Raw genomic sequence first — 25,356 nt, forward strand, 5'->3', positions numbered from 1 at the left:
AATCAGCCTTTGGGCGCCCCGTCCACCATGCCTTCCGCACTCGTCGCATCCGGCTGCGCGGCCCCGTCCAGGACGTCCAGATACCGGTGCACGGCGTCGTGTCCGCCCGCTCCCGCGATCAGTCCCACGTGGTTGTCGGGACGGATCACGACGACGGTCCCGGCGTCCGCGCCGTAGGCGGCGCGGGCGAGCCCGTCCCGGTCGTGCAGGGCGCCCGGACCGGCCGCCGCCGTCTCGGCCCCGGGTGCCCCGGCGGCGAACACCCGGCAGGTCCGGACGGCCTCGCCGTGTGCCGCCCGCGCCCGGCGCAGGGTGTCCTGCGTGGCGGGCCCGAAGCCCAGCACGGTGATGTGCGGGCCGGCGAAGGTGCGGAAGAGGCGGGTAGGCGCCCCGGTCGCCGCGTCGTGGCAGGGGGCGTCGGGGGCGCGGTCCCCCGACCGCAGCACGCCGTCGGCGCCGGGCGCGGCGAGGGAGCTCCAGCGGTACCCCCGGTCGAGCCCCGCCGTCTCCGGGGTGACCGCACTGTCGAGTCCGCCGCCCGGCCGCCGGATCGCCTCCAGCGTGGCCCGCAGCCGTTCGGACGTGGTGTCCAGCGTCCACGCGGCGACGGGCATCCGCTCCTCCTCGTAGGTGTCCAGCAGCCCGGGTTCCGCCCGGCCGCGCAGCACCTGGGCGAGCTTCCACCCCAGGTTGTAGGAGTCCTGGATGCCGGTGTTCATGCCGAGCCCTCCCGCGATCGCGTGGACGTGGGCGGCGTCCCCGGCCAGGAAGACCCGGCCCGCCCGGAAGCGCTGCGCCATGCGCACGTTGACGCGGTACGTCGAGAGCAGCGTGGCCTCGGTGAGGTGGTCGCCCGGCAGCCGGGTGTGCCGGGCGAAGAGGCGCCGGAAGCCGTCGCGGGAGGGGGCGAGCGGGGCGCCGGAGGGGTCGCGCTCCGGTCCCGCCTGGAACCACCAGCCGGTGCTGCTGCCGGGGACGGGGCAGAGCATGACCGCTCCGCCCGCGTCGAACCACTGGTGCCAGATGCCCCGGTCCAGGACGCCCGGGGTGATCTCGACGTCCCCGCAGACCATCACCTGTTCCTCGTCGGTCTCCCCGTCGAAGGGGATCCCGAGCAGTTTCCGCACGCGGCTGTGGGCGCCGTCGCAGCCCACCACGTACCGCGCCGGGGCCGAGGAGCCGTCGGCGTACGAGACGGTCACCCCGTCCTCGTCCTGGTCGAGGCCCACGACTTCGGTGCCGGTGGTGACACGGACCCCGTGGGAGAGGAGGCGGTCGCGGAGGATCTCCTCCAGCCGCCATTGGGCGATCAGCCTGCCCCGGTCGTACGGCGCGTCCGGCGTGGGCGCGCAGTCCGCGTACGGGTCGGTGTCGGCGACGGGCACGCCGTCGCGGTACTTGCGCATCGGCAGCGGCGCCGAGCCCGCGTCGAACACCTCCCGCACGATCCCCAGGTCCTCCAGCACCTCCAGGGACCGGGGGTTGGGGCCCTTGGCCCGCGAACTGCGCGGGTGCTGCGGCGACCTGTCCACGACCCGCACGGCGACGCCCCGCCGCGCGAGATCGCAGGCCAGCGTCAGTCCGGTCGGGCCCGCGCCCACGATCAGTACGTCGGTCATGCCTGCTCCTCGGTCGGTCGTCCTTCGAAGAGGAAAACGCAACCGAGTCAAAAAAGCAACTCAGTAACCTTTTTTGGAAGGCGGGTCGGTCAGGGGGCCGGGGTCCGGTCGGGGGAAGCCGCCCCGGCGCCCTTGTCCAGCGGGCGTGAGGGGTCCGCGCCCACGGGCGGCACCGCCTGCGCGGCCCGCACGGCGAGGCGCAGCGCCTCGGCCCTCGTGCGCCGGGCCGCCCGCAGCGCGTCCCACGTCAGCAGGACCAGCGCCACCCAGACCAGCCCGAAACCGGCCCACCGCTCGGGCGGCATCTCCTCGTGGAAGTACAGGATGCCGAGCCCGAACTGGAACACCGGCGCGAGGTACTGCAGCAGCCCCAGCACCGACAGCGGCACCCGGATCGCGGCGGCGCCGAAGCAGACCAGCGGGATCGCCGTGACGAGGCCCGTCGCCGCCAGCAGGGCTCCGTGTCCGCCGCCCCCGGCCAGGAACGTGGCGTCTCCGCGCACCCCCAGCCACACCAGGAAGCAGGACGCGGGCACGAAGAGCACGGCGGTCTCGGCGGCCAGGGATTCGAGGCCCCCCATGCCGACCTTCTTCTTCAGCAGGCCGTACGTCGCGAACGAGAACGCCAGCACCAGGGAGATCCACGGCGGCTGCCCGTAACCGATCGCCAGCACCAGCACCGCGGCGAAGCCGGTGGCCACGGCGGTCCACTGCGCGGGGCGCAGCCGCTCGCCGAGCAGCAGGACGCCCATGGCGATGGTGACCAGGGGGTTGATGAAGTAGCCGAGGGACGCCTCGACGACGTGGCCGTTGTTGACGGACCAGATGTAGAGGCCCCAGTTGACCGAGATCACCGTGGCGGCCACCGCGATCAGCCCCAGTGTCCGGGGGCGGCGCAGCAGTTCGCCGATCCACGCCCAGCGGCGCAGGGCCAGCAGGGCGATCCCGACGACACCCAGCGACCAGACCATCCGGTGGGCGAGGATCTCGACCGCTCCCGACGGCTTCAGCAGCGGCCAGAAGAGGGGCACGAGACCCCACATCCCGTATGCGCCTATTCCGTACAGCAGGCCTGCCCGCTGCTCGTTCTTCCCGTCCACGGGCCCTCCCCGGCGCTCCTTCGCCGGCGATCGGCCGACCGCACGAAGGTAGCGCCGGGGGAGGCCCCGTGTCATTGCCGTCTCACGGAAACGCTCGTGACACGGGGAGGGGGTGCGTCAGGAGCCGGCGACCGCGGCGGCGACCGTCTCGGAGGCCGGGGTCGTCGGCCGGCCGATCAGGCGGGCCAGGTCGCCGCTCGTGCCGGCGAGCAGGCCGCGCCGGATCGCCTCGTCGACGTCCACGAGGATCTCGGCGAACGGCGCCGGGACGCCCGCGCCGACGAGGATCTCCTGGTGCGCCGCGGCGGACACCTCGGTGTAGACGATCTTCCGGCCGGCCGCCTCGGACACCATGGCGGCGTACTCGGCCAGCGACCAGGCGACGTCCCCGCTCAGTTCGTACGCCTTGCCCAGGTGGCCCTCGCCCGTCAGGACGGCGGCGGCGGCGTCCGCGTAGTCGGCGCGGGTGGCGGAGGCGACCCGGCCCTCGCCCGCGTTGCCGACGACGGCTCCGTACTCCAGGACGGGGCCCAGGTTCGCCGTGTAGTTCTCGGTGTACCAGCCGTTGCGCAGGAAGGTGTGGGGGACGCCGGACTCCAGGATCAGCTGCTCCGTCGCCTTGTGCTCGGCGGCCAGCAGGAAGTCCGCGTCCGGCCCGCCGAGCACGCCGGTGTAGGCCAGCTGGGCCACCCCCGCGGTCCTGGCCGCCTCGATCACGGCGGCGTGCTGCCCGACGCGCTTGCCGACCTCGCTGCCGGAGATCAGCAGGAGCCGGTCGCCGGACCGGAACGCCCCGGCGAGTGTTTCGGGGTGGCTGTAGTCCGCCATGCGGATCCCGACGCCCCGGGCCGCGAGCGCGGCGGCCTTCTCCTCGCTGCGGACGACGGCCGCGACGGACTGTGCCGGGACGGTGGCGAGCAGTCGCTCGACGACGAGACGGCCGAGTGCGCCGGTTGCTCCTGTGACGACGATGCTCATGGTGTTCCTCCTGGGTGCCGCCCGGACGGCCGGGCGATGCGCGGATCCTCGAACGCGGACTCTTGGTACTCACCTTAAGAGGTGCACTTTCCAATCGAAAGTACCCACTTTGAAGTAAGGTACTGGCATGAGCACCAGTACCCCCGCACCCGCCACGGTCAACCAGCCGATGTGTCCCTCGCGGCTGGTCCTGGAACACGTCACCAGCCGCTGGGGCGTGCTGGTCCTCGCCGCGCTGCTGGAGCGCTCGTACCGCTTCAGCGAGCTGCGCCGCACGGTCGGAGGCGTCAGCGAGAAGATGCTGGCCCAGACTCTCCAGACGCTGGAGCGCGACGGCTTCGTGCACCGGGACGCCAAGCCGGTGATCCCGCCGCGCGTCGACTACACCCTCACGCCGCTCGGCAGGGAGGCGGCGGAGCAGGTGTGGGGGCTGGCCCGGTGGGCCGAGCGGCGGGTCGAGGCCGTCGAGGCGGCCCGCGAGGAGTACGACGAGGCCCGGAGCCACCCGGCTCCGGGCCTCGCGCGGGGCTGACGGCTGGTCAGCCCACCACCGTCCAGGTGTCGTTGCCCGCCAGGAGGGTGCTCAGGTCGCCCTTGCCGTGCTGCTCGATCGCCGCGTCGAGCTGGTCGGACATGAGCGAGTCGTAGACCGGGCGCTCCACGCTCCGCAGCACCCCGATGGGCGTGTGGTGGAGCGTGTCGGCGTCGGCCAGCCGGGACAGCGCGAAGGCCGTCGTCGGGCTGGGGTTGTGCGCGTCGTGGACGAGGATCCGCGACTGGTTCTCCTCCGTGACCGCGACGACGGCGAGATCACCCGTCAGGGGGTCCCGGACGACTCCCTTGGCACCGTCGGCGCCGAAGCGGATCGGCTTGCCGTGCTCCAGGCGGATCACCGCCTCCTCCGCCCGCTCCTTGTCCTTGAGCACCTCGAAGGCGCCGTCGTTGAAGATGTTGCAGTTCTGGTAGATCTCCACCAGCGCCGTACCGGGGTGGTCGGCCGCCGCGCGCAGCACGCTCGTGAGGTGCTTGCGGTCGGAGTCGACCGTCCGCGCGACGAAGGTCGCCTCGGCGCCAAGTGCGAGGGAGACCGGATTGAAGGGCGCGTCGAGCGAACCCATCGGCGTCGACTTGGTGATCTTCCCGACCTCGGACGTCGGACTGTACTGGCCCTTGGTGAGCCCGTAGATCCTGTTGTTGAACAGCAGGATCTTGAGGTTCACGTTGCGCCGGAGCGCGTGGATGAGGTGGTTGCCGCCGATGGACAGCGCGTCGCCGTCACCCGTGACGACCCACACGCTCAGGTCGCGCCGCGAGGTCGCCAGCCCCGTCGCGATGGAGGGGGCGCGGCCGTGGATGGAGTGCATCCCGTAGGTGTTCATGTAGTACGGGAAGCGGGACGAGCAGCCGATGCCGGAGACGAACGTGATGTTCTCCCTGGCCAGCCCGAGGTCCGGCATGAAGCCCTGCACGGCCGCCAGGACCGCGTAGTCACCGCAGCCCGGGCACCAGCGCACCTCCTGGTCGGACTTGAAGTCCTTCATGGACTGCTTGCCCTCGGCCTTGGGGACCAGGTGGAGGAGTTCGTTGGTGTCAGGCATCAATGGCCTCCTTGAGGGCTGTGGCGAGCTGCTCGGCCTTGAAGGGCATTCCGTTGACCTGGGTGAAACTCCGGGCGTCCACGAGGTACTTGGCCCGGACGAGGGTGGCGAGCTGGCCGAGGTTCATCTCCGGGATCACGACCTTGTCGTAACGCCCCAGCACCTCACCGAGATTCCGCGGGAACGGGTTGAGGTGGCGCAGATGGGCCTGCGCGATGGTCTCCCCCGCCGCACGGAGCCGGCGGACCGCCGCCGTGACCGGCCCGTACGTCGAGCCCCAGCCCAGGACCAGGGTGTCCGCGCCCGCCGGGTCGTCGACCTCCAGGTCGGGCACCACGATGCCGTCGACCTTCGCCTGACGGGTGCGCACCATGAACTCGTGGTTGGCCGGGTCGTAGGAGATGTTCCCCGAACCGTCCTGCTTCTCGATCCCGCCGATGCGGTGCTCCAGCCCCGGGGTGCCCGGCACCGCCCAGGGGCGGGCCAGCGTCTCCGGATCCCGCTTGTACGGCCAGAACACCTCGGTTCCGTCGGCGAGTTCGTGGTTCGGTCCGGTCGCGAACTGCGTCCGCAGGTCGGGCAGGCTGTCCGTCTCGGGGATCCGCCACGGCTCGGAGCCGTTCGCCAGGTAACCGTCCGAGAGCAGGAACACAGGGGTCCGGTACGTCAGCGCGATACGCGCGGCGTCCAGCGCCGCGTCGAAGCAGTCCGCCGGGGTCCTCGGCGCCACGATCGGGACCGGGGCCTCACCGTTGCGCCCGTACATGGCCTGGAGCAGGTCGGCCTGCTCGGTCTTCGTCGGCAGACCGGTGGAGGGGCCGCCGCGCTGGATGTCGATGATCAGCAGCGGCAGCTCGAGGGACACCGCCAGGCCGATCGTCTCCGACTTCAGCGCGACACCCGGCCCCGACGTCGTCGTCACCCCCAGGGACCCGCCGAACGCGGCACCGAGGGCCGCGCCGATCCCGGCGATCTCGTCCTCCGCCTGGAAGGTCCGCACACCGAAGTTCTTGTGCCTGCTGAGCTCGTGCAGGATGTCGGACGCCGGGGTGATCGGATACGACCCCAGGTACAGCGGGAGATCCGCCTGCCGGGCCGCCGCGATCAGCCCGTACGAGAGGGCGAGGTTTCCGGAGATGTTCCGGTACGTGCCGGTCGGGAACGCCTTCGTCGCCGGTGCGACCTCGTAGGAGACCGCGAAATCCTCCGTGGTCTCCCCGAAATTCCAGCCCGCGCGGAATGCCGCGACGTTCGCCTCGGCGATCTCCGGCTTCTTGGCGAACTTCGACCGGAGGAATGTCTCCGTCCCCTCGGTCGGACGGTTGTACATCCAGGAGAGGAGCCCCAGGGCGAACATGTTCTTCGACCGTTCGGCCTCCTTGCGGGAAAGGCCGAACTCCTTCAGCGCTTCGATCGTCAAGGTCGTCAGCGGCACCGGATGCACGTTGTACGCCTCGAGCGATCCGTCCTCCAGAGGAGATTCGGAATATCCGACTTTCGCCATCGGGCGCTTGGTGAACTCATCCGTGTTCACGATGATGTCCGCTCCGCGCGGAACATCGGCGATATTCGCCTTGAGCGCCGCCGGATTCATCGCGACCAGCACGTTCGGCGCGTCGCCCGGCGTCAGGATGTCGTGGTCGGCGAAATGCAGCTGGAACGACGAGACACCCGGCAGGGTCCCGGCGGGCGCCCGGATCTCGGCCGGGAAGTTCGGCAGGGTCGACAGGTCGTTCCCGAACGACGCGGTCTCCGAGGTGAACCGGTCACCGGTCAGCTGCATGCCGTCGCCCGAGTCACCCGCGAAGCGGATGATCACACGGTCGAGACGGCGGATTTCCTTGTCGGTGGCGCCCGTACGATCGATGCGCGGGGCGCGCTGCTCCCCGACGACGGGCTCGCTGGCCTCATCGGACTTTCCGGCTGGGCTACTGACCTGACTGGTCACTGAACTGGACCTCCCTCGGGGCGGCGGCTCGGGACCGGCCGGCCCGCCGGCGGTCCGCGCCCCACCCTACTTCTGTAAGGGTCGCCTTCCTCGGACCGTTCATATGGCGGACGCGTTTCCGCAACCCGAATTCGTCACGCTCCGCCATATTTCCCGACCCCCGGGCCGCCCGATGAACGCCTGTGGCCCTCATCCTTTCGCCGGAGGCATGGGTCTCGCTCCACTGCGGGTGGATCACCGGGACCGTCCCGGCCGAACCGTCCCGGCCGAACCGTCCCGGCCGAACCGTGCCGACGCAATCGTGCCGGCCGAATCGTTCCGGACGGGTCATCCCCGAAGGATCATCCCCGAAGGATCATCGGGGAAAGATCATCCGGGAAGGATCGCCGTCTGTCAGGAGTTCAGATACGTGAGAACGGCCAGAACACGCCGGTGGTCACCGTCGCTGGGAGACAGGCCGAGTTTCATGAAGATGTTGCTGACGTGCTTCTCCACCGCCCCGTCGCTCACCACCAGCTGCCGCGCGACGGCCGAATTCGTACGCCCCTCCGCCATCAGACCCAGGACCTCGCGCTCACGCGGAGTGAGCCCCGCCAGCACGTCCTGCTTCCGGCTGCGGCCCAGCAACTGCGCCACCACCTCGGGGTCCAGTGCGGTGCCGCCCCGCGCCACGCGCACCACGGCGTTCACGAACTCGCGGACCTCGGCGACCCGGTCCTTGAGCAGGTAGCCCACGCCGCGGCTGCTGCCGGCCAGCAACTCGGTGGCGTACTGCTCCTCGACGTACTGGGAGAGCACCAGCACCCCGATCTGCGGGTAGTCCTTCCGCAGCTGCACCGCGGCGCGGACCCCCTCGTCGGTGTGGGTCGGCGGCATGCGCACGTCGGCGACCACCACGTCCGGCAGCGCCCCCTCGGCGGCGAGGTCACCCACCGTCTTCAGCAGGGCCTCGGCGTCGCCCACCCCCGCGACGACGTCGTGCCCGAGATCCGTCAGCAGCCGGGTGAGCCCCTCCCGGAGCAGCACCGAGTCCTCGGCGATGACGACCCGCACTCTTTCCTCCACGGCCTTGCGTCCCCCACTGTCGGTGTTCCGTCGTTGCGCCGCGGTGCGCGGTGCCCCTGTGAGTCCAGCATTCCAGCATCGGCGCCCCCGTGTGCCCCAGACCAGCGGTTCCGTCCGCGCACGGGCGAGCCGCAGCGCCCAGGCCGCCGTGGTGGCGGCCTGGGCGCTGCGGCTGTGACCCGTGCGCGGACCGGTGCTCTCAACCCCGCCAGGGGAGTTCGGCCGTGACCGTCGTCGGACCGCCGGCGGGGGAGTCGACGACGAGGACGCCGTCGACCGCGTCCAGCCGCTCCGTCAGGCCGGCGAGACCGCTGCCCGCCGACGCGTCCGCTCCGCCGTGTCCGTTGTCGGTGACTTGGAGCATGAGGCGGTCGGTGGTGCGCCAGACGTCGACGGTGGCGCGGGTGGCGTGGGCGTGTTTGCTGATGTTCTGGAGGAGTTCGGAGACGGTGAAGTAGGCGATGCCTTCGATGGCCTGGGCGGGGCGTGCTGTGAGGTCGACGGTGACGTCGACGGGGACGGTGCAGCGGGAGGCGATGGCGGAGAGTGCTGCGTCGAGGCCGCGGTCGGTGAGGACGGCGGGGTGGATGCCGCGGGCGAGGTCGCGGAGTTCCTGGAGGGCGACTTTGACCTCTCCGTGGGCTTCGTCGACCATGCGGGCTGCTGCTTCGGGGTCGTGGCCGAGTTTTTCCTTGGCGAGTCCGAGGTCCATGGCGAGGGCGACGAGGCGGGCTTGTGCGCCGTCGTGGAGGTCGCGTTCGATGCGGCGCAGGTCGGCGGCGGCGGTGTCCACGACCACCCCGCGATCCGACTCCAGCTCCGAGACACGGGTCGCCAGCCGGGACGGGCCGAGCAGCCCCCGCACCATCAGGCGGTCCACGGAGGCCAGGCCGCGGATGATCCACGGCGTGACGAGGACCAGCACCAGCCCGACCGCGGCGGTGGCCGCCAGTTCGAGGGACGAGTCGAGGTAGACCTGATGCGTCCGGTCGCCGTACAGCTGGATGCCCTCGACGCCCACGTACGCCGGGAACACCCAGTGCCACAGCGGATAGGTGAACGCGGCCCAGCCGTACGTCCAGAACGTCACCGCCACGGTGAACGCGAACACCGCCCACGGCATGTGCAGCAGCGCGTAGAGCAGATGCCGCCAGGACACCCCGCTCCTGAGCACCGCCCCGACCCAGGACATCAGGCCGCCGGTACGGCCGCGCACCGGGGCGGGCTCGGCGACGTCCAGGCTCAGCAGCGCGCGTGCGCGGCCCCGCTCCATCACACCGAAGCCGCGGCACATGACCAGACCGGCCGCGAGGATCGGAATGCCGAGGAAGGTGATCAGCATGCCCAGGCCCAGCGACGTCATGGTCACCGCGACGCCGAACAGGACCACGCTGATCGGAAGGCTCAGAAGCAGATGGGCCAGCTCGCGCCAGGTACGGCCCTCGAAGGGTGCCCGCAGCGGCGCGGGCAGGAAGTGCTTCGCCGGCGGGTCGCCCCCCGGCCCGGCGGCGGGCCTCTGGCGGTCCCGCGCGTCCGGTCCGTATGCCGTGGCCATCAGAGGCGTCCGTCCGTTTCTTCTGGGCGGGGACTCCCCGCGGGCCTGTACAGCGGCTGACGTACCAAGACTGCTGCGCGGAGGGGTGCCGCACCATGAGGGCGCTCTCCGTATCCGGCAGGGGGTTTTCCCCACCACCGCGCACGGGCCGTCCCGACAGCGGCCAGGGGACGGCGCCGGGGTGTCATCGCGGCACCGGGGATCGCCGGACGGGCCTGGAGCCTCGACGCGTCGCAGGGGGTCCCGGTGCGTGCCCCGGGTCTCGCGGCGCGGCCGGAGCCGGTGGTGCGGGTCGTGGGTCTCGCGGCGCGGCCGGAGCGGGCGGTGCGGGTTGTGGGTCTCACCGCGTCACCGGGGTGTCCGTGAGGTCGCGCCAGGGCAGCTCGGCGGTCACCGTCGTGGGACCGCCCTGCGGGGAGTCGACGACGAACAGCCCGTCGACCGCGCCCAGCCGCTCGGCCAGTCCCGACATCCCCGTGCCTCCCTCCAGTCGTGCTCCGCCGTGTCCGTTGTCGGTGACTTGGAGCATGAGGCGGTCGGTGGTGCGCCAGACGTCGACGGTGGCGCGGGTGGCGTGGGCGTGTTTGCTGATGTTCTGGAGGAGTTCGGAGACGGTGAAGTAGGCGATGCCTTCGATGGCCTGGGCGGGGCGTGCTGTGAGGTCGACGGTGACGTCGACGGGGACGGTGCAGCGGGAGGCGATGGCGGAGAGTGCTGCGTCGAGGCCGCGGTCGGTGAGGACGGCGGGGTGGATGCCGCGGGCGAGGTCGCGGAGTTCCTGGAGGGCGACTTTGACCTCTCCGTGGGCTTCGTCGACCATGCGGGCTGCTGCTTCGGGGTCGTGGCCGAGTTTTTCCTTGGCGAGTCCGAGGTCCATGGCGAGGGCGACGAGGCGGGCTTGTGCGCCGTCGTGGAGGTCGCGTTCGATGCGGCGCAGGTCGGCGGCGGCGGTGTCCACGACCACCCCGCGATCCGACTCCAGCTCCGCGATCCGGCGTTCCAGCTCGTCCGACGGCGACAGCAGCGCCCGGACCATCGCCCGGTCGGCGTTGGTCAGACCCCGCGCGATGTACGGGAGCACCGGCCAGAGCACGAACAGGCTCACCAGCGTCACCGCGAACGTCGCCACGCCCCACGGCAGCCTGATGAACGAATACAGCAACGCCCGCCAGGCCACCGGGTCCTTCAGCGCCGTCCACAGCCAGCTGAAGAAGCCCCGCTCCCGCCGGCCGCGCACCACCGGGCTCGGCTCGTCGATCCGCACCCCGAGCATCCCCCGGGCCCGGCCGCGTTCGGCCCGGCCGATCCCCCGCGCACCCTGCAGCCCGAGGGCGAGCAGCGGCAGCCCGATCACGGTGACGGACAGCCCGGCGCCCACGCCGATGAGGAAGACGGTGTAGACGAACCCCGCGATCGCCGTCGGAAGATTCACCAGGAGATGCGCGATCTCCTTCCACGTCCACCGGTCGAAAGCGAAGCGCGCGGGCGTCGGCCGGTCGTCGTCCGGCACGGAGGGGCTCATGGTCATACACCCAGCGTGCCGGGCGGGACAGCCGCACGCCATGGGGTTCGTGGGTGAGGCGCGGTAGGGAAAACCCCACCCCTCGTCCGTAGGGGCCGCTCACCGTTCGCGCGAGGCCCCCCTCACCCTTTGTACGCATCCGTTGCTTACCGTCTCTTTAACAGGGCCTAGACTCCCGTGCGTACAGACCGTCGAACAGGTTGAGGGAGCGAGGGACGGACGTGGCGGACGTGCCGGGACCGACCGTTCTCGCGGCGGACTACTTCCAGAGCTACTCGGTGGTCGGACTGCTGGCCCTCGTCGGCGTGCTGTTCGTCGCCGCCGCCTTCGGCGCCGGCCGGCTGCTGAGGCCCGTGGTCCCGACGCCGGAGAAACTCCTCACGTACGAGTGCGGGGTGGACCCCGTGGGCGAGGGCTGGGCCCACACCCAGGTGCGCTACTACGTCTACGCCTTCCTGTACGTGATCTTCGCCGTCGACTCGATCTTCCTGTTCCCGTGGGCGACGGTCTTCGCGGCGCCGGGATACGGGGCGACGACGCTGGTGGAGATGTTCATCTTCCTCGGCTTCCTGGCCGTGGGACTGCTCTACGCATGGAAGAAGGGCGTCCTCGAATGGGCGTGACGAGCCGGCCGAACCCGGAAACCCCCGTTCCGCTGCCCGATCCGACGCTGCTGCCCGAGCCGAAGAAGCTCGGCGTGCTGTCCCGGCTCGCGCCCGAGCCGATGAAGGTGGTCCTCAACTGGGGCCGCCGCTACAGCCTCTGGGTCTTCAACTTCGGACTCGCCTGCTGCGCCATCGAGTTCATCGCGGCCTCCATGGCGCGGCACGACTTCATCAGGCTGGGGGTCATCCCCTTCGCCCCGGGCCCCCGGCAGGCCGACCTGATGATCGTGTCCGGCACCGTCACGGACAAGATGGCCCCGGCCGTCAAGCGGCTGTACGAGCAGATGCCCGAACCGAAGTACGTCATCTCCTTCGGTGCCTGCTCCAACTGCGGCGGCCCCTACTGGGATTCGTACTCCGTGACGAAGGGTGTCGACCAGATCATCCCCGTGGACGTGTACGTCCCAGGCTGCCCGCCCCGGCCCGAGGCGCTCCTGCAGGGCATCCTCAAGCTCCAGGAGAAGATCGCCCGCGAGTCGCTCGCCGAGCGGTACGCCGGTGAGGGCACCGCACGCGCGTCGGCCGCAGCCCTGCGGAGCGGCCTCGTCGAAGCCCCGAAAGCCCCGAAGGCCCCTGAGACATCGGGGGCCCCTGAGACCTCGGGGGCACCGGAGGCACCCGGGACACCGGCGGACCCAGGGGCACCGGAAGCCTCGGGGACTCCCGGGACACAGGAAGCCCCGGGAACACCGGAGGCGCCGGGGGAGGAGCGGACGTGACCGCCGCCGAGACAGCTGCCGAGCTCTACGGCCGGCTGCCCGACGCCGCCGCGGACGTCTTCGGCCCGGAGGCCACCGCCGCCCGCGCCTACGACCTGCTGACCGTCGACGTCCCCGCCACCGACTGGATCGCCGCCCTCGAAGCGGCCCGCGACCAGCTGGGCTGCACCTATTTCGACTGGCTGAGCGCAGTCGACGAGCCGGGCACCGGCTTCCGCGTGTGCGCCCACGTCGCGGCGATCGGCGAGGGCACCGTACGGCGCCTGCTGGTCCGCACGACCGTCCCGCACGACGCGGCCACCCTGCCGAGCGCCATCGGCGTGTACGCGGGGGCGGCGTGGCACGAACGCGAGACGCACGAGATGTTCGGCATCGGCTTCGACGACCACCCCCACCTCGTCCCGCTGCTGCTGCCCGAGACCTTCGAGGGCCACCCCCTGCGCAAGGACTTCGTCCTGGCGGCCCGGGTCGCCAAGGCCTGGCCGGGCGCGAAGGAGCCGGGCGAGTCCGAGCACGGCGGGCCCAAGCGGCGCACGATGCTGCCGCCCGGTGTCCCCGATCCGAACGAATGGGGCCCGCTCAAGGGGCAGCTCCCGCCCGCCCCGGCCCGCCCGGCCAGGGGTGCACGCGCGACGGGCGACCGCCCGGTGCGCAGGGCGCGTACCGCGGGCGAGGGCTCGGCGGCGCAGCGACCGGCCGCCGCCCCCGACACGGCTCCGGGCGCGGAGCCGGGCGCGGCGGGGACCCGGGGTGCCGAAACCGCGGGTACGGCGGAGGCCCCGCGGACGGCGCCGCCCCGGCGGAGCCGCAGCGCTTCCCAGGGCTCCGCCAGCCAGGCCGCCGGCGCGGCTCCGGCACAGCAGCCGGCCGGGACGACGGGGCCGGACGCGGCGGCGCGTGCGGGCGGTGCGGACGCGGGTACGACCCCGGGGCCGGATGGGTCGGTCGTGCCGGAGGCCGGCGCGACCGGCGCGGACACCCCGCGGCGCCGCGGGGAAGCCGCGCGCCCCAAGGGGGCCGCCGGCAGCGCCGACGCGCCCTGGCACGACGCACGCCCCGCGTTCGACACCACCCCGAAGCCGTCCGAGCGTTCGGCGGGCGCGGAACAACGGCCCGAACAGCCCGAGCGGTCGGAACAGCCCGAGCGGTCGGAGCAGTCGGAACGGCCGACCGTTCCGGAACCCGTGCAGTCACCGCAGCCGGAGACCGCGACGTCCCCGGAGCCGGAGCGGCCGCCTGCGCCGGAACCGCAGCGCGAGGCCACACCGGAGACCGAGAACGCGTCCGAGGCCGAGGCCGCACCGGAGACCGAGAACGCGTCCGAGGCCGAGGCCGCACCGGAGTCCGAGCCGGCGCCGGCAGTACGGCAACCGGACCCGGAGCACGAATCCGAGCGCGCGCCGGAAGGCGACTCCGAGCGGACGCCCGCTCCCGAAACCGTTCCGTCCCCCGAAGCGGACCCCGCCCCCCGAACCACCCCGGCCCCTGAAGCGGACCCCGCGTCCGAACCCGGTCCCGCTCCCGGGGAAGACCCCGCGTCCGAGCCGGAACCGGATCCCGGTCCCGACTCCTCGTCCCGTAACGACCGCTCCACCGGTCCCGACCGTCCCGCCGGAGGGGATACCGCGTGAACGACGTACTCGACGTCGCCCTCCGCCTCATCATCGTCTTTGCCGTGTTCATGGCGGCCCCACTCGTCGTGGGGCAGGCGGAGCACAAGGTGATGGCGCACATGCAGGGCCGCCTCGGCCCCATGTACGCGGGCGGGTTCCACGGCTGGGCCCAGCTCGTCGCCGACGGGGTGAAGTTCGCGCAGAAGGAAGACGTCGTACCGGCCGACGCCGACCGCCGGATCTTCCAGCTCGCCCCCGCCGTCGCCCTGCTCCCGTACCTCCTCGTGATCCTGGTCATCCCGGTCGGTCCCGGCGAAGGCGCGGTCGGCCAGGTCGTCGACGCGGGCATCTTCTTCGTGCTCGCGATCATGGGCGTCGGCGTACTCGGCTCGCTCATGGCGGGCTGGGCATCGGCCAACAAGTTCTCGCTGCTCGGCGGCCTCCGCACCGCCGCGCAACTGCTCGCGTACGAACTCCCGATGCTCCTCGCCGCCGCCTCCGTGGCCATGGCGGCGGGCACCGTGTCGCTCCCCGGCATCCTCGACGCCTTCGAGTGGTGGTGGGTGCCCTGGCAGATCGTGGGCGCCCTCGTCTTCTTCGTGGCCGGGCTCGCCGAACTCCAGCGCCCGCCCTTCGACATGCCGGTCGCGGACTCGGAGATCATCTTCGGCGCGTACACCGAGTACACGGGCCTGCGCTTCGCCCTGTTCCTGCTCGCCGAGTACGCCGGGATCGTCGTCCTGTGCGGGCTGACCACCGTCCTCTTCCTCGGCGGGTGGCACGGGCCGTTCGCCGACGGGCTGGGCTGGGTCTGGACCCTCCTCAAGGCCGCCGTCCTCGCCTTCGTGGTCATCTGGCTCCGGGTCACCTACCCCCGTCTGCGCGAGGACCAGTTGCAGAAGCTCGCCTGGACCACGCTCATCCCCCTCGCCCTGGCGCAGATCGCGCTCACCGGCATCGTGAAGGTGGCGATCAACTAGTGCCCCCGATCCCCGGCTCGGGCCTGGCCAAGGGCCTGGCCGTCACCCTGCGGACCATGACGAAGCGGACGGTCACCGCCCAGTACCCGGACGTCCAGCCCGAACTGCCGCCCCGTACCCGCGGTGTCATCGGCCTGTTCGAGGAGAACTGCACGGTCTGCATGCTCTGCGCCCGTGAGTGCCCCGACTGGTGCATCTACATCGACTCCCACAAGGAGACGATGCCCGCTGCCGCTCCCGGCGGCCGTGAGCGCAGCCGCAACGTCCTGGACCGCTTCGCCATCGACTTCGCCCTCTGCATGTACTGCGGTATCTGCATCGAGGTGTGTCCCTTCGACGCACTGTTCTGGTCTCCCGAGTTCGAGTACGCGGAGACGGACATCCACGAACTGACCCACGAGCGCGACAAGCTCCGCGAGTGGATGTGGACCGTCCCCGAACCGCCCGCACTCGACCCGGCCGCCGAGGAACCCAAGGAGATCGCCGCCGCCCGCAAGGCGGCCGAGAAACTCCAGGCCCAAGAGGCCCAAGAGGCCCAGGAAGCCGAGGGGTCCCAGGAGGCCCGGGGGACCGAGGACATACAGGCTGCCCGGGAACCCGGCAGGGCACAGCGCGCACCCGGGGCCCGGCCCGACCGGGCCCCGGAACAGGAGGGGCAGGAGTGATGTTCGCCGCCACGGCCGGACACTCCGGTTTCCTCTCACCGACGGGTGTCGAGATCGCCTTCGTCCTCGTCGGTCTCGCCACCCTCGGCGCCGCCCTGATCACCGTCACGACCCGGCAACTCGTGCACGCGGCGTTGTGGCTCGTGGCCGCCCTCGGCGGCATCGCGGTGGAGTACCTGCTGCTGACGGCCGAGTTCATCGCATGGGTCCAGGTCCTGATCTACGTCGGTTCCGTCGTCGTCCTCCTTCTCTTCGGGCTGATGCTCACCAGAGCCCCCATCGGCCGTTCCCCGGACGCCGACTCGGGCAACCGGTGGATCGCCCTCGGCGTCGCCGTTGCCGCGGCCGCCGCACTGGTCTGGGTCGTCGTCGACGCCTTCCGGACCACCTGGATCGATCTGGACGGTCCCGCCCAGGGCTCCACCGAGGTCTCCGGTGAGTTCCTCTTCCGGCACTGGGTACTGCCCTTCGAAGCACTCTCCGTCCTGCTGCTCGCCGCCCTGGTGGGGGCGATCGTCCTGTCCCGCAAGGACCGGCAGGACCCGCAGTCGCCACCGAACCGGCAGCGTCCGCGGGGCACGCTGAGCCCGCAGGGCACCCGCACACGGCCGGCCGGCCGCGTCGGCCGGACCACGCAGCCGGGCCAGGATTCCGAGCACGGCGGGGGCAGCAGTGACGCCCACCGGGAGGACAAGAGCTGATGCACCTCGCCTATCCGGTCGTACTCGCCGTCCTCCTCTTCTGCACCGGGCTGTACGGAGTGCTCGCCCGCCGCAACGCGATCCTCGTCCTGATGTCCGTCGAGCTCATGCTCAACGCCGTCAACCTCAACCTGGTCGCCTTCGACGTATGGCTGCGCGACGCCCTGCACGCGGGCCAGGCCCTCACCCTCTTCACCATCGCCATCGCCGCGGCCGAGATCGGCATCGGCCTCGCGATCGTCCTCGCGGTGTACCGCAACCGCGGCACCTCGGACGTCGACCGCCTCCGTGACACCGCGGAGACCGACGAGGCCGAAGCGCTCCCCGACGACGACGGCGCGCAACCCGACGGGGCCGCCCCCGGCACCGCAGACCAGGCCACTGCCACGGCAGGGAAGGCAAAGAAGGCAGAGGCCACCGCGTGACCACCACGACCCTCGCCGTCCTCGTCCCCCTCCTGCCCTTCCTCGGCGCCGTCGCAGGTCTCCTCCTCGGACGGACCGCACCCGGCTTCGTCCGGCCCCTCGCCGTGCTCCCGACCCTCGCGGCCGCCGTGTGCGCGGTCGTCGTCGCCGCACGCCAGGGCGGTGGCCCCGCCATCGACGCCTCGACCCGGTACACCCCCACCGGCTCCGTGCCGATCGACCTGGCCCTCCACCTCGACGGCTTCGCCGTCCTCGTCGCCGTACTCGTGGGGCTCGTCGCCACCTGCGTGCAGATCTACTCGACCGCGTACCTCAAGGGCGATGCCCGCTACCCCTCGTACGCGGCGCTCGTCTCCCTCTTCACCTCCGCGATGCTGCTCGTCGTCTACTCCGGCGACCTGATGGTGCTCCTGGTCGGCTGGGAGATCATGGGCATCTGCTCGTATTTCCTCGTCGGCCACTACTGGGAGACCCCCGAGGCCCGCGCCGCCTCGCTCAAGGCCTTCCTCGTCACCAAGCTCGGCGACGTTCCCTTCCTCATCGGCCTCTTCGCGCTCGCCGCCGACACCGGCACGTTCCGCATCACCGGAATCCTGGCGGCCGTCGGCAACGGCGGGCTCGACCACCCCACCCTCGTCGCGCTGCTGCTCCTCGCCGGTGTGGCCGGGAAGTCCGCGCAGTTCCCGCTGCACACCTGGCTGCCCGACGCGATGGCCGGCCCCACACCCGTCTCCGCGCTCATCCACGCCGCGACGATGGTCGCCGCCGGTATCTACTTCGTCGCCCGCCTCCTCCCCGTCTTCGCCGCCTCGGGGGCGGCCTTGGTGGTCCTCGCCGTGATGGCGGCCGTGACCATGATCGGCTCCGGACTCGCCGCCCTCGCGCAGGACGACATCAAACGCGTCCTCGCCTACTCAACCATCGGCCAGCTCGGCTACATGTCCGGCGCCCTGGCCGTCGGCGACCGCGGGGCGGCCGTCTTCCACCTGATGTCCCACGGCGCGTTCAAGGCAGTCCTCTTCCTCGCCGCCGGTGTGGTCATCCACGCGGCGGGCACCAACTCACTCGCCGCCATGTCCCGCATGGGCGGCCTGGCCAGACGCATCCCCGACGCCTACTGGACGATGACCGTCGCCCTCCTCGCGCTGGCCGCCATCCCCCCGTTCGCCGGCTTCTTCTCCAAGGAGGCGGTCCTCGTCGCCGCCGAGCACACCGCCTTCGGAGACCGCGACGTCGCACCGGCCGCCGCAGGCTGGACCGTCCTCGTCGCCGGGCTCGTCGCAGCGCTCCTCACCGCCGCCTATGCCACCCGGCTGTGGCTGCTGGTCTTCCGCGGACGCGGGACCGAGGTCCCCGACCACGGCAAGCAGCCCGTCGCGATGACCTCCGTGCTCTGGGTCCTCGCCGTGCCGACGATCGCCTTCGGCCTCACCGTCGGCACACTCACCGACTGGTTCGACGGATACAGCCTCACCCCCTCCCTGACGACCGCCGTCCTGTCCACCGGAGTCGGCCTCGTCGGCGGACTCGTCACCTACGGGGCGTGGCGCCACACCACGGCAGTCGCGGGACGGCCCCCGGTCGGCGCGGTCGCCGCCCACCCCGATGCCGAGCCCGCGCTCGTGGAGGCCGAGGCGATGACCTCGCACACCGCGGCGTACGGCACGATCGCGGACGCCCCGGACCCGTCGGACCCCGGCCGGCTGCTGCTCGGCCCCCTCCACCGCCACGCGGTCACCGGCTTCCACCTGGACGCGCTGTACACCGCGCTGTTCGTCCGGCCCGTCCGCGCCGCGGCCCGGCTGGTCCGCTTCCTGGACCGCGAGGTCATCGACACCTACGTACGCGGCTCGGGCAGCATCGCCCGCGGACTCGGCATCCTGGTCCGCCGCGCCCAGACGGGCAACGTGCAGACCTACCTGAGCGCGCTGCTCGCCGGAACCCTCGTCCTGGCGATCGCCGCCGCCGTCCTTGCCAACGTCTACGCCGGGGCGTGAGCCGTGTTCGATATCAGCGCATCAGTGATGCAGTTCCTTCTGGCGTTCATCGTGGTCGTCCCGCTGCTGGGAGCGGTCGCCGCGCTGCTGCCCGCCCCGCCCGGGCTCAAGGGCAGGAACCCGGACCAGGCCGTGCTCCGCCACGGGGTGACCGTCACCGGCGCCGTGCTCATCGCCGCACTCGTCCTGGCTGCGGGCTTCGACCACGACCACCCCTCGAAGATGCAGGCCACCACCGACATCAGCTGGATCCCGGCACTCGACGTCCGGATCCACCTCGGCACCGACGGCATCTCGCTCCCCCTTCTCGTGCTGACCGCGCTGCTGACCTTCCTGTGCGCGCTCTACAGCTACTTCAAGCTCCCCGCAGGCCCTTCCCCGAAGGCCTTCGTCGCGCTCGTCCTGCTGCTCGAGTCCGGCACCCTCGCGACCTTCGCCGTCCTCGACCTGCTGCTGTTCTTCCTGGCCTTCGAGATGGTCCTCATCCCGATGTACTTCCTCATCGCCCGCTGGGGTGGTGACCGGAAGCAGCCCGCCGCCTGGAAGTTCATCCTGTACACCCTGCTCGGATCCGTGATCATGCTGCTGGGGCTGCTCCTCGTCGGGCTGAAGAGCGGCACATTCGACATGGTGGCACTCGCCACTGACAACGGCCGCGGCCTCACCACGTCCGTGCAGGTCATCGCCGTACTGGCGATCGGGATCGGCCTCGCGGTGAAGACCCCGATGTGGCCGCTCCACACCTGGCTGCCCGACGCCCACACCGCCGCCCCGACCGTGGGGTCCGTCCTCCTCGCCGGCGTCATGCTGAAGATGGGTACGTACGGATTCGTCCGCATCCTCCTCCCCGTCGCCCCCGACGGGATGCGGACCTTCGCGCCGTACCTGGCGGCCTTCGCCGTCGTCGGGATCATCTACGGATCGCTCGCCTGCCTCGCCCTCGCCCGCCCCGGGGCCAAGGGCGACCTGAAGCGCCTGATCGCCTACTCGTCCGTGGGACACATGGGCTTCGTGCTGCTCGGCATCGCGACGATGACCCCCACCGGGGTGAACGGCGCGCTCTTCGCCAACATCGCCCACGGGCTGATCACCGGCCTGCTGTTCTTCCTGGTCGGCGCCGTCAAGGACCGCTACGGCACGGCGGACCTCGACACTCTCGCCGGCGCCACGGGAGCCGCCCTCTACGGCCGCGCGCCCCGCCTCGGCGGACTCCTCGCCTTCGCCGCCGTCGCCTCGCTCGGACTCCCCGGCCTCGCCGGGTTCTGGGGCGAGATGCTCACCCTGTTCGGCGCCTTCGACCCCGCCGAGGGACTGAGCCGCCCCGCCTTCCTCACGTACATGTCCGTCGGCGCGCTCGGCACCCTCCTGACCGCCGCGTACATGCTCATCGTCGTACGCCGCGTCTGCATGGGCGAGCAGCGTGAGCGGACCGAGGCGGTCGCCGACATCCGGACCTACGAGTTCGCCGCCTGGACCCCGCTCGCCGCACTGACCGTCCTCGCCGGACTCTGGCCCGCCGTCCTCCTCGGCCTCACCGACCCGGCCGTGCAGAAGCTCCTCGCAGGAGGCAAGTCGTGACCCTGGCAGCCGGCAGCGCAACCGGGGCGGCGAGCCTCGTCCAGTCCGTCGACTGGCTCGCCATCGCACCCCCCGTCGCCGCGGCGGGCGCGGCACTCCTCGTCCTCGTCGCCGACCTCTTCGTCGCCGAGCGGCGCAAACCGCTCCTCGGCTACGGCGCCGTCGCCGGGCTCGTCGTCGCACTCGCCCTGCTCATCCCCCTGCGGGCCGGGGACCGCTCCACCTTCTGCCTCGCCGACGGGGCCTGCAGCTACACCGCCGACCACTTCGCGCTCGTCATCCAGGCCCTCGTACTCGGCGGAGCCCTGCTCACCGCACTGCTCTCGGCCGGGGACACCCGCAAGCTTCCGGCAGGCGAATTCTGGTTCCTGCTGCTCTCCTCGGCCGCGGGCGCCGCGCTCCTGCCCGCCGCCCGGGACCTCGCCACCCTCGTCGTCGCCCTCGAAGTCGCCTCCCTCCCCGCATTCGCCCTGGTGGGCATCAAGCGCGGCGACCGGCGCTCCTCCGAAGCGGCCCTGAAGTTCTTCCTCTCCTCGGTCGTCGCCACCGCCGTCATGCTGCTCGGCGTCAGCTTCGTCTACGCCACCACCGGCACCATGCACCTCACCGAGATCGCGGCCCGGCTCGACGACGTACCGGGACGGTTCCAGACCCTCGCCGGGGCCGGAGTCGTCCTCACCCTCGTCGGCTTCGCCTTCAAGACGGCCGCGGCCCCCTTCCACTTCTGGGTCCCCGACACCTACGTCGGAGCCCCGCTCCCCATCGCCGCCTACCTCTCGGTCGTCGGCAAGGCAGTGGGTTTCTCGGGGCTGATCCTCGTCACGGTGATCGGCTTCCCGTCCTACGCCGATGTGTGGGGCCCCGTCCTGGCCGTCCTGGCCGCCCTCACCATGACCATCGGCAACGTCGCCGCACTCCGCCAGACGGCGACCCGCGCCCGCAGCGCCGTACGCCTCCTCGCCTGGTCTTCCGTCGGCCAGGCCGGATACCTCCTCGTCCCGATCGCCGCGGCCGCGTACTCCAGCGACGCCCAGATCGGCTCCACCGTGGCCTACGCGCTCATGTACGCGGTGGTGAACCTCGGCGCCTTCGCGGTGGCCGCCCTCGTCGCCCGTACCCACCCGGGCAACCGCCTGAGCGACTACCGGGGTCTCTACGCCACGCGGCCCCTGGCCGCGCTCGCCATGGGCTTCTTCCTGCTCTGCCTGGCCGGCCTGCCGCCCGGGATCATCGGCCTCTTCGCCAAGGTGACGGTCTTCTCCGCGGCGGTCGACGCGGGGCTCGGCTGGCTCGCCGTCGTCATGGCCGTCAACGTCGTGATCGCGCTGTACTACTACCTGCGGTGGACCGCCGAGCTCTTCAGGTCCGCGGACACGGAAGCCGCTGCCGAAGGGGCGGCGGCAGCCCCGAGCCACCGGGTCCCCGCCCCGCTCACGGTCGCGATCGTCCTCACCGCAGTAGCCGGAATCACACTCTCCGGTGCCCCCCAGCTCATCCTCCGCGTCGCCGCCGTCGCGCTCTTCTGACCGCTTCCGCCCACGGCCGACCGGCTTGCCCGGCGCGCCGCGCTCAGGGCATGGTCGTGCGTGCACACGTCACCGAAGCAGAGCACGCACGAAGAGCACAGAGGAGCCAGAGCGGTGCTGAACGGGTTCAAGGACTTCATCCTCCGCGGGAACGTCATCTCCATGGCCATCGGCCTCGCCGTCGGGGCCGCCTTCACCGCGGTGGTCACGGGCTTCACCAACGCGTTCATCCTTCCGCTGATCGGGATCTTCACCCGCGGGGCCGGTGACTACAGCAAGGCCCACTACACCGTCGACGGTGTGAAATTCCCCTACGGCCTCTTCGTCAGCGCCGCTATCGCCTTCCTCATCACCGCCGCCGTCCTGTACTTCCTGGTCGTCCTCCCGATGACCAAGGTCCAGAACCGCTTCACGGCCAAGCACGAGCAGGAGAAGGCCGACATCAAGGCCGCCCTGCGCGACTGCCCCCGGTGCTTCACCGAGATCCCCGCCATCGCCAGCCGCTGCGCCCACTGCACCAGCGACGTCGAGCCCGACGCCCAGGCCCGCGCGCTCGCGGGACTGCCCGTCCAGCGCTGAGGCGCGTCACGGGCCCCCGGGCCCGCGCCAGGGCGCCTTCCACCCGTACGGCCCAGGGGCGGATCCGACCGGATCCGCCCCTTCCGCCGTTGCCCCCGGCGCCCGGGCACAAGGGAACTAGCTTCCGTCGCCTGGCGTTGACCAGTAAGGGAGGCTCCACTGGAGAGTGGAGCACCACTGAGCAAGGGTCCCCCTGCCGCACCACTTGGAGGGCTACCGTGCACCGCCGGCACAACGGGCTGAAAACCGCTGTACTCCTCGGGGGCCTGTCGGCCCTCATCATCGTCATCGGCAGCTTCTTCGGACGCACCGGGCTGATCGTGGCGCTGGTCGTCGCCGTCGCCACCAACGCCTACGCCTACTGGAACAGCGACAAGCTCGCCCTGCGCGCCATGAGGGCGCGCCCGGTCAGCGAGTTCGAGGCGCCGCAGCTCTACCGCACGGTCCGCGAGCTCTCGACCGCGGCCCGTCAGCCCATGCCCCGGCTCTACATCTCGCCGACGCAGGCACCCAACGCCTTCGCGACGGGCCGCAACCCCAGGAACGCGGCCGTGTGCTGCACCGAGGGCATCCTGCAGATCCTCGACGAGCGCGAGCTGCGCGGGGTCCTCGGCCACGAGCTGAGCCACGTCTACAGCCGCGACATCCTCATCTCGTCCGTCGCGGGCGCCCTCGCTTCCGTCGTCATGTTCCTCGTCAACTTCGCATGGCTCATTCCCATAGGGCGGTCCGACGACGACGACGGCCCGGGCCTCCTCGGGATGCTCCTCGTGCTCATCCTCGGCCCGCTCGCCGCCTCGGTCATCCAGCTCGCCGTGAGCCGCTCCCGCGAGTACCAGGCCGACTCCTCCGGGGCCCAGCTCACCGGCGACCCGCTCGCCCTGGCGAGCGCCCTGCGCAAGCTGGACGCGGGCACCAAACAGCTTCCGCTCCCACCCGAACCCCGGATCGAGACCGCGAGTCACATGATGATCGCGAACCCGTTCCGACCCGGCCAGGGCATGTCCAAGATGTTCTCCACCCACCCGCCCATGGCCGAACGCATCGCCCGACTCGAGCAGATGGCAGGGTATCGACCGTGAAGACAATCCTGAATGTCATTTGGCTGGTCCTGTGCGGATTCTGGATGTTCCTCGGCTACATCGCCGCAGGGCTCCTGCTCTGCATCACGATCATCGGCATCCCCTTCGGCCTGGCGGCGTTCCGTATCGGCGTCTACGCCCTCTGGCCCTTCGGCTACAGCGTCGTCGACCGCTACGACGCCGGAGCCCCCTCACTCATCGGCAACGTCCTCTGGGTGATCCTGGCGGGCTGGTGGCTGGCGCTCGGCCACATCTTCACCGGCATCGCGCTGTGCGTCACGATCATCGGCATCCCCCTGGGCATCGCGAACTTCAAGCTGATCCCCGTCTCGCTGATGCCCTTCGGCAAGGAGATCGTCCGCAGCGACGACCAGCCGTTCGCGGCCCGCTGAAGCACCCCCGGCCGGCAACCGCGCCCGTCGCGCACGCGTCCTGGCTTGCAGGAACGAGTGACGGGTAGGTACGCCACCATGAGCATCATCAGCTGGATCATCCTCGGGCTGCTGGCCGGCGCCATAGCCAAACTGCTTCTGCCGGGCCGCGATCCCGGCGGCATCGTCGGCACGACCCTGATAGGCGTCGTGGGGGCCTTCCTGGGCGGCTGGCTGTCGTCCCGCTTCCTCGACCGCCCCATCAGCACGGACTTCTACGACACGGCCACCTGGGTGGCCGCCATCGCCGGATCCCTGGTGCTGCTGATCGCCTACAGGCTGCTCTTCGGCAACTCCCGCGAACGCCGCTGACCTTCGACGCCCACCCGGCCCCCGCGAGCCGCGTGGCGGGCCCGGAAGCGCCTTAAGGGGCACGCCGGAGGCGACCGGGGCCTGTGCGGGGCGCCGCATGCGCTCAGCGGGCTGGGACACGCGAACGGGGCGGGCCGTGCCGATCAGGCACACCCCGCCCCGCCCACGCACCGCCGCACACGGCGGCGAACCGCCTACCGGTAGTTGGCGAACTGCACCGCGAAGTCGAGGTCCTTGCCCTTGATGAGTGCCTGCACGGCCTGCAGGTCGTCCCGGCTCTTCGAGCTGACGCGCAGCTCGTCGCCCTGGACGAGTGCCTTGACGCCCTTCGGGCCCTCATCGCGAATGATCTTCGCCACCTTCTTGGCGTTCTCCTGGGAGATGCCCTCCTCGATCGTGGCGAAGATCTTGTACTCCTTGCCGGACAGCTGGGGCTCGCCCGCGTCCAGCGACTTCAGGGAGATCCCGCGCTTGATCAGCTTGGACTGGAAGATGTCGAGGATCGCCTTCACGCGCTCCTCGCCGTTCGCCTCCATCAGGATCTTCTCGCCGGACCAGGAGATCGACGCACCCGTCCCCTTGAAGTCGTAGCGCTGGGAGATCTCCTTGGCGGCCTGGTTGAGGGCGTTGTCGACCTCCTGCCGCTCGACCTTCGAGACGATGTCGAAACTGGAGTCGGCCATGACGTGTGGCTCCTT

At 71.3% G+C, this 25,356-nt stretch carries 24 protein-coding genes; 15 read left to right on the forward strand and 9 right to left on the reverse strand.

The genetic code is table 11. The annotated features are described in order from the left end of the window. Positions 1-2: 2 nt before the first annotated feature. The 3 genes from OHT61_RS19025 to OHT61_RS19035 form a co-directional block, all read right to left on the reverse strand. On the reverse strand, positions 3-1,619 hold the full coding sequence (locus tag OHT61_RS19025) for an FAD-dependent monooxygenase (RefSeq protein WP_329039998.1): 1,617 nt from the start codon (positions 1,617-1,619) through the stop codon (positions 3-5). A gap of 89 nt (positions 1,620-1,708) precedes the next feature. Further along, positions 1,709-2,719 carry an EamA family transporter RarD gene (gene rarD, locus OHT61_RS19030; RefSeq protein WP_329039999.1) on the reverse strand — a complete coding sequence of 337 codons (1,011 nt, stop codon included), beginning with the start codon at positions 2,717-2,719 and terminating at the stop codon, positions 1,709-1,711. Between the two features lie 117 nt (positions 2,720-2,836). Continuing rightward, positions 2,837-3,697: an SDR family oxidoreductase gene (locus OHT61_RS19035; RefSeq protein WP_329040000.1), complete on the reverse strand. Its 861-nt coding sequence runs from the start codon at positions 3,695-3,697 to the stop codon at positions 2,837-2,839. A gap of 127 nt (positions 3,698-3,824) precedes the next feature. Here OHT61_RS19035 and OHT61_RS19040 point away from each other — a divergent pair, with 127 nt between their 5' ends. Further along, positions 3,825-4,229: a winged helix-turn-helix transcriptional regulator gene (locus tag OHT61_RS19040; protein ID WP_329040001.1), complete on the forward strand. Its 405-nt coding sequence runs from the start codon at positions 3,825-3,827 to the stop codon at positions 4,227-4,229. A 7-nt stretch (positions 4,230-4,236) separates the two neighbouring features. Here the strand turns inward: OHT61_RS19040 and OHT61_RS19045 are convergent, their stop codons facing one another. From OHT61_RS19045 to OHT61_RS19065, 5 genes are all read right to left on the reverse strand, one after another. Next, positions 4,237-5,295 (reverse strand): 2-oxoacid:ferredoxin oxidoreductase subunit beta, encoded by a 1,059-nt coding sequence (locus OHT61_RS19045; protein ID WP_329040002.1) that lies wholly within the window; start codon positions 5,293-5,295, stop codon positions 4,237-4,239. Then, positions 5,288-7,243 (reverse strand): 2-oxoacid:acceptor oxidoreductase subunit alpha, encoded by a 1,956-nt coding sequence (locus OHT61_RS19050; RefSeq protein ID WP_329040003.1) that lies wholly within the window; start codon positions 7,241-7,243, stop codon positions 5,288-5,290. The genes OHT61_RS19045 and OHT61_RS19050 overlap by 8 nt, the downstream gene beginning before the upstream one ends. A gap of 393 nt (positions 7,244-7,636) precedes the next feature. Then, positions 7,637-8,296, reverse strand: a complete 660-nt coding sequence (locus tag OHT61_RS19055; RefSeq protein ID WP_329043316.1) for a response regulator transcription factor — start codon at positions 8,294-8,296, stop codon at positions 7,637-7,639. Positions 8,297-8,507: 211 nt separating this feature from the next. Then, positions 8,508-9,863 carry a sensor histidine kinase gene (locus OHT61_RS19060; protein ID WP_329040004.1) on the reverse strand — a complete coding sequence of 452 codons (1,356 nt, stop codon included), beginning with the start codon at positions 9,861-9,863 and terminating at the stop codon, positions 8,508-8,510. A gap of 340 nt (positions 9,864-10,203) precedes the next feature. Continuing rightward, a complete protein-coding gene (locus tag OHT61_RS19065) occupies positions 10,204-11,391 on the reverse strand; it encodes a sensor histidine kinase (RefSeq protein ID WP_329040005.1) in 1,188 nt (395 codons plus the stop codon). 215 nt (positions 11,392-11,606) lie between these two features. Here OHT61_RS19065 and OHT61_RS19070 point away from each other — a divergent pair, with 215 nt between their 5' ends. The 14 genes from OHT61_RS19070 to OHT61_RS19135 all read left to right on the forward strand — a co-directional run bounded on the left by OHT61_RS19070 (position 11,607) and on the right by OHT61_RS19135 (position 24,658). Next, positions 11,607-12,008, forward strand: a complete 402-nt coding sequence (locus OHT61_RS19070) for an NADH-quinone oxidoreductase subunit A (protein ID WP_329040006.1) — start codon at positions 11,607-11,609, stop codon at positions 12,006-12,008. Further along, positions 11,999-12,769: an NADH-quinone oxidoreductase subunit B gene (gene nuoB, locus OHT61_RS19075; protein ID WP_329040007.1), complete on the forward strand. Its 771-nt coding sequence runs from the start codon at positions 11,999-12,001 to the stop codon at positions 12,767-12,769. The genes OHT61_RS19070 and nuoB overlap by 10 nt, the downstream gene beginning before the upstream one ends. Next, positions 12,766-14,400: an NADH-quinone oxidoreductase subunit C gene (locus tag OHT61_RS19080; RefSeq protein WP_329040008.1), complete on the forward strand. Its 1,635-nt coding sequence runs from the start codon at positions 12,766-12,768 to the stop codon at positions 14,398-14,400. Before nuoB ends, OHT61_RS19080 begins: the two co-directional genes overlap by 4 nt. Beyond that, entirely contained in the window at positions 14,397-15,362 is a 966-nt protein-coding gene (locus OHT61_RS19085; protein ID WP_329040009.1) for a complex I subunit 1/NuoH family protein, read from the forward strand. The genes OHT61_RS19080 and OHT61_RS19085 overlap by 4 nt, the downstream gene beginning before the upstream one ends. Further along, positions 15,362-16,027, forward strand: a complete 666-nt coding sequence (locus OHT61_RS19090) for a 4Fe-4S binding protein (protein ID WP_329040010.1) — start codon at positions 15,362-15,364, stop codon at positions 16,025-16,027. Before OHT61_RS19085 ends, OHT61_RS19090 begins: the two co-directional genes overlap by 1 nt. Beyond that, complete coding sequence (locus OHT61_RS19095) at positions 16,027-16,728, forward strand: NADH-quinone oxidoreductase subunit J family protein (protein WP_329040011.1); 702 nt, start codon at positions 16,027-16,029, stop codon at positions 16,726-16,728. The genes OHT61_RS19090 and OHT61_RS19095 overlap by 1 nt, the downstream gene beginning before the upstream one ends. Next, a complete protein-coding gene (gene nuoK, locus OHT61_RS19100; protein ID WP_329040012.1) occupies positions 16,728-17,153 on the forward strand; it encodes an NADH-quinone oxidoreductase subunit NuoK in 426 nt (141 codons plus the stop codon). The genes OHT61_RS19095 and nuoK overlap by 1 nt, the downstream gene beginning before the upstream one ends. Next, positions 17,150-19,150: an NADH-quinone oxidoreductase subunit 5 family protein gene (locus OHT61_RS19105; RefSeq protein WP_329040013.1), complete on the forward strand. Its 2,001-nt coding sequence runs from the start codon at positions 17,150-17,152 to the stop codon at positions 19,148-19,150. Before nuoK ends, OHT61_RS19105 begins: the two co-directional genes overlap by 4 nt. A gap of 27 nt (positions 19,151-19,177) precedes the next feature. Further along, complete coding sequence (locus OHT61_RS19110; RefSeq protein WP_329043318.1) at positions 19,178-20,728, forward strand: complex I subunit 4 family protein; 1,551 nt, start codon at positions 19,178-19,180, stop codon at positions 20,726-20,728. Then, positions 20,725-22,254 (forward strand): NADH-quinone oxidoreductase subunit N, encoded by a 1,530-nt coding sequence (locus OHT61_RS19115; RefSeq protein WP_329040014.1) that lies wholly within the window; start codon positions 20,725-20,727, stop codon positions 22,252-22,254. The genes OHT61_RS19110 and OHT61_RS19115 overlap by 4 nt, the downstream gene beginning before the upstream one ends. Before the next feature lie 114 nt (positions 22,255-22,368). After that, a complete protein-coding gene (gene mscL / locus OHT61_RS19120) occupies positions 22,369-22,833 on the forward strand; it encodes a large conductance mechanosensitive channel protein MscL (RefSeq protein WP_329040015.1) in 465 nt (154 codons plus the stop codon). Between the two features lie 218 nt (positions 22,834-23,051). Next, complete coding sequence (htpX, locus tag OHT61_RS19125; RefSeq protein ID WP_329040016.1) at positions 23,052-23,915, forward strand: zinc metalloprotease HtpX; 864 nt, start codon at positions 23,052-23,054, stop codon at positions 23,913-23,915. After that, positions 23,912-24,307: a YccF domain-containing protein gene (locus tag OHT61_RS19130; protein WP_327115730.1), complete on the forward strand. Its 396-nt coding sequence runs from the start codon at positions 23,912-23,914 to the stop codon at positions 24,305-24,307. Before htpX ends, OHT61_RS19130 begins: the two co-directional genes overlap by 4 nt. Before the next feature lie 78 nt (positions 24,308-24,385). Further along, complete coding sequence (locus OHT61_RS19135) at positions 24,386-24,658, forward strand: GlsB/YeaQ/YmgE family stress response membrane protein (protein WP_329040017.1); 273 nt, start codon at positions 24,386-24,388, stop codon at positions 24,656-24,658. 194 nt (positions 24,659-24,852) lie between these two features. Here the strand turns inward: OHT61_RS19135 and OHT61_RS19140 are convergent, their stop codons facing one another. Further along, complete coding sequence (locus OHT61_RS19140) at positions 24,853-25,341, reverse strand: YajQ family cyclic di-GMP-binding protein (RefSeq protein ID WP_329040019.1); 489 nt, start codon at positions 25,339-25,341, stop codon at positions 24,853-24,855. Positions 25,342-25,356: the final 15 nt, after the last annotated feature.

The sequence above is a fragment of the Streptomyces sp. NBC_00178 genome (assembly GCF_036206005.1).
Classification (GTDB): domain Bacteria; phylum Actinomycetota; class Actinomycetes; order Streptomycetales; family Streptomycetaceae; genus Streptomyces.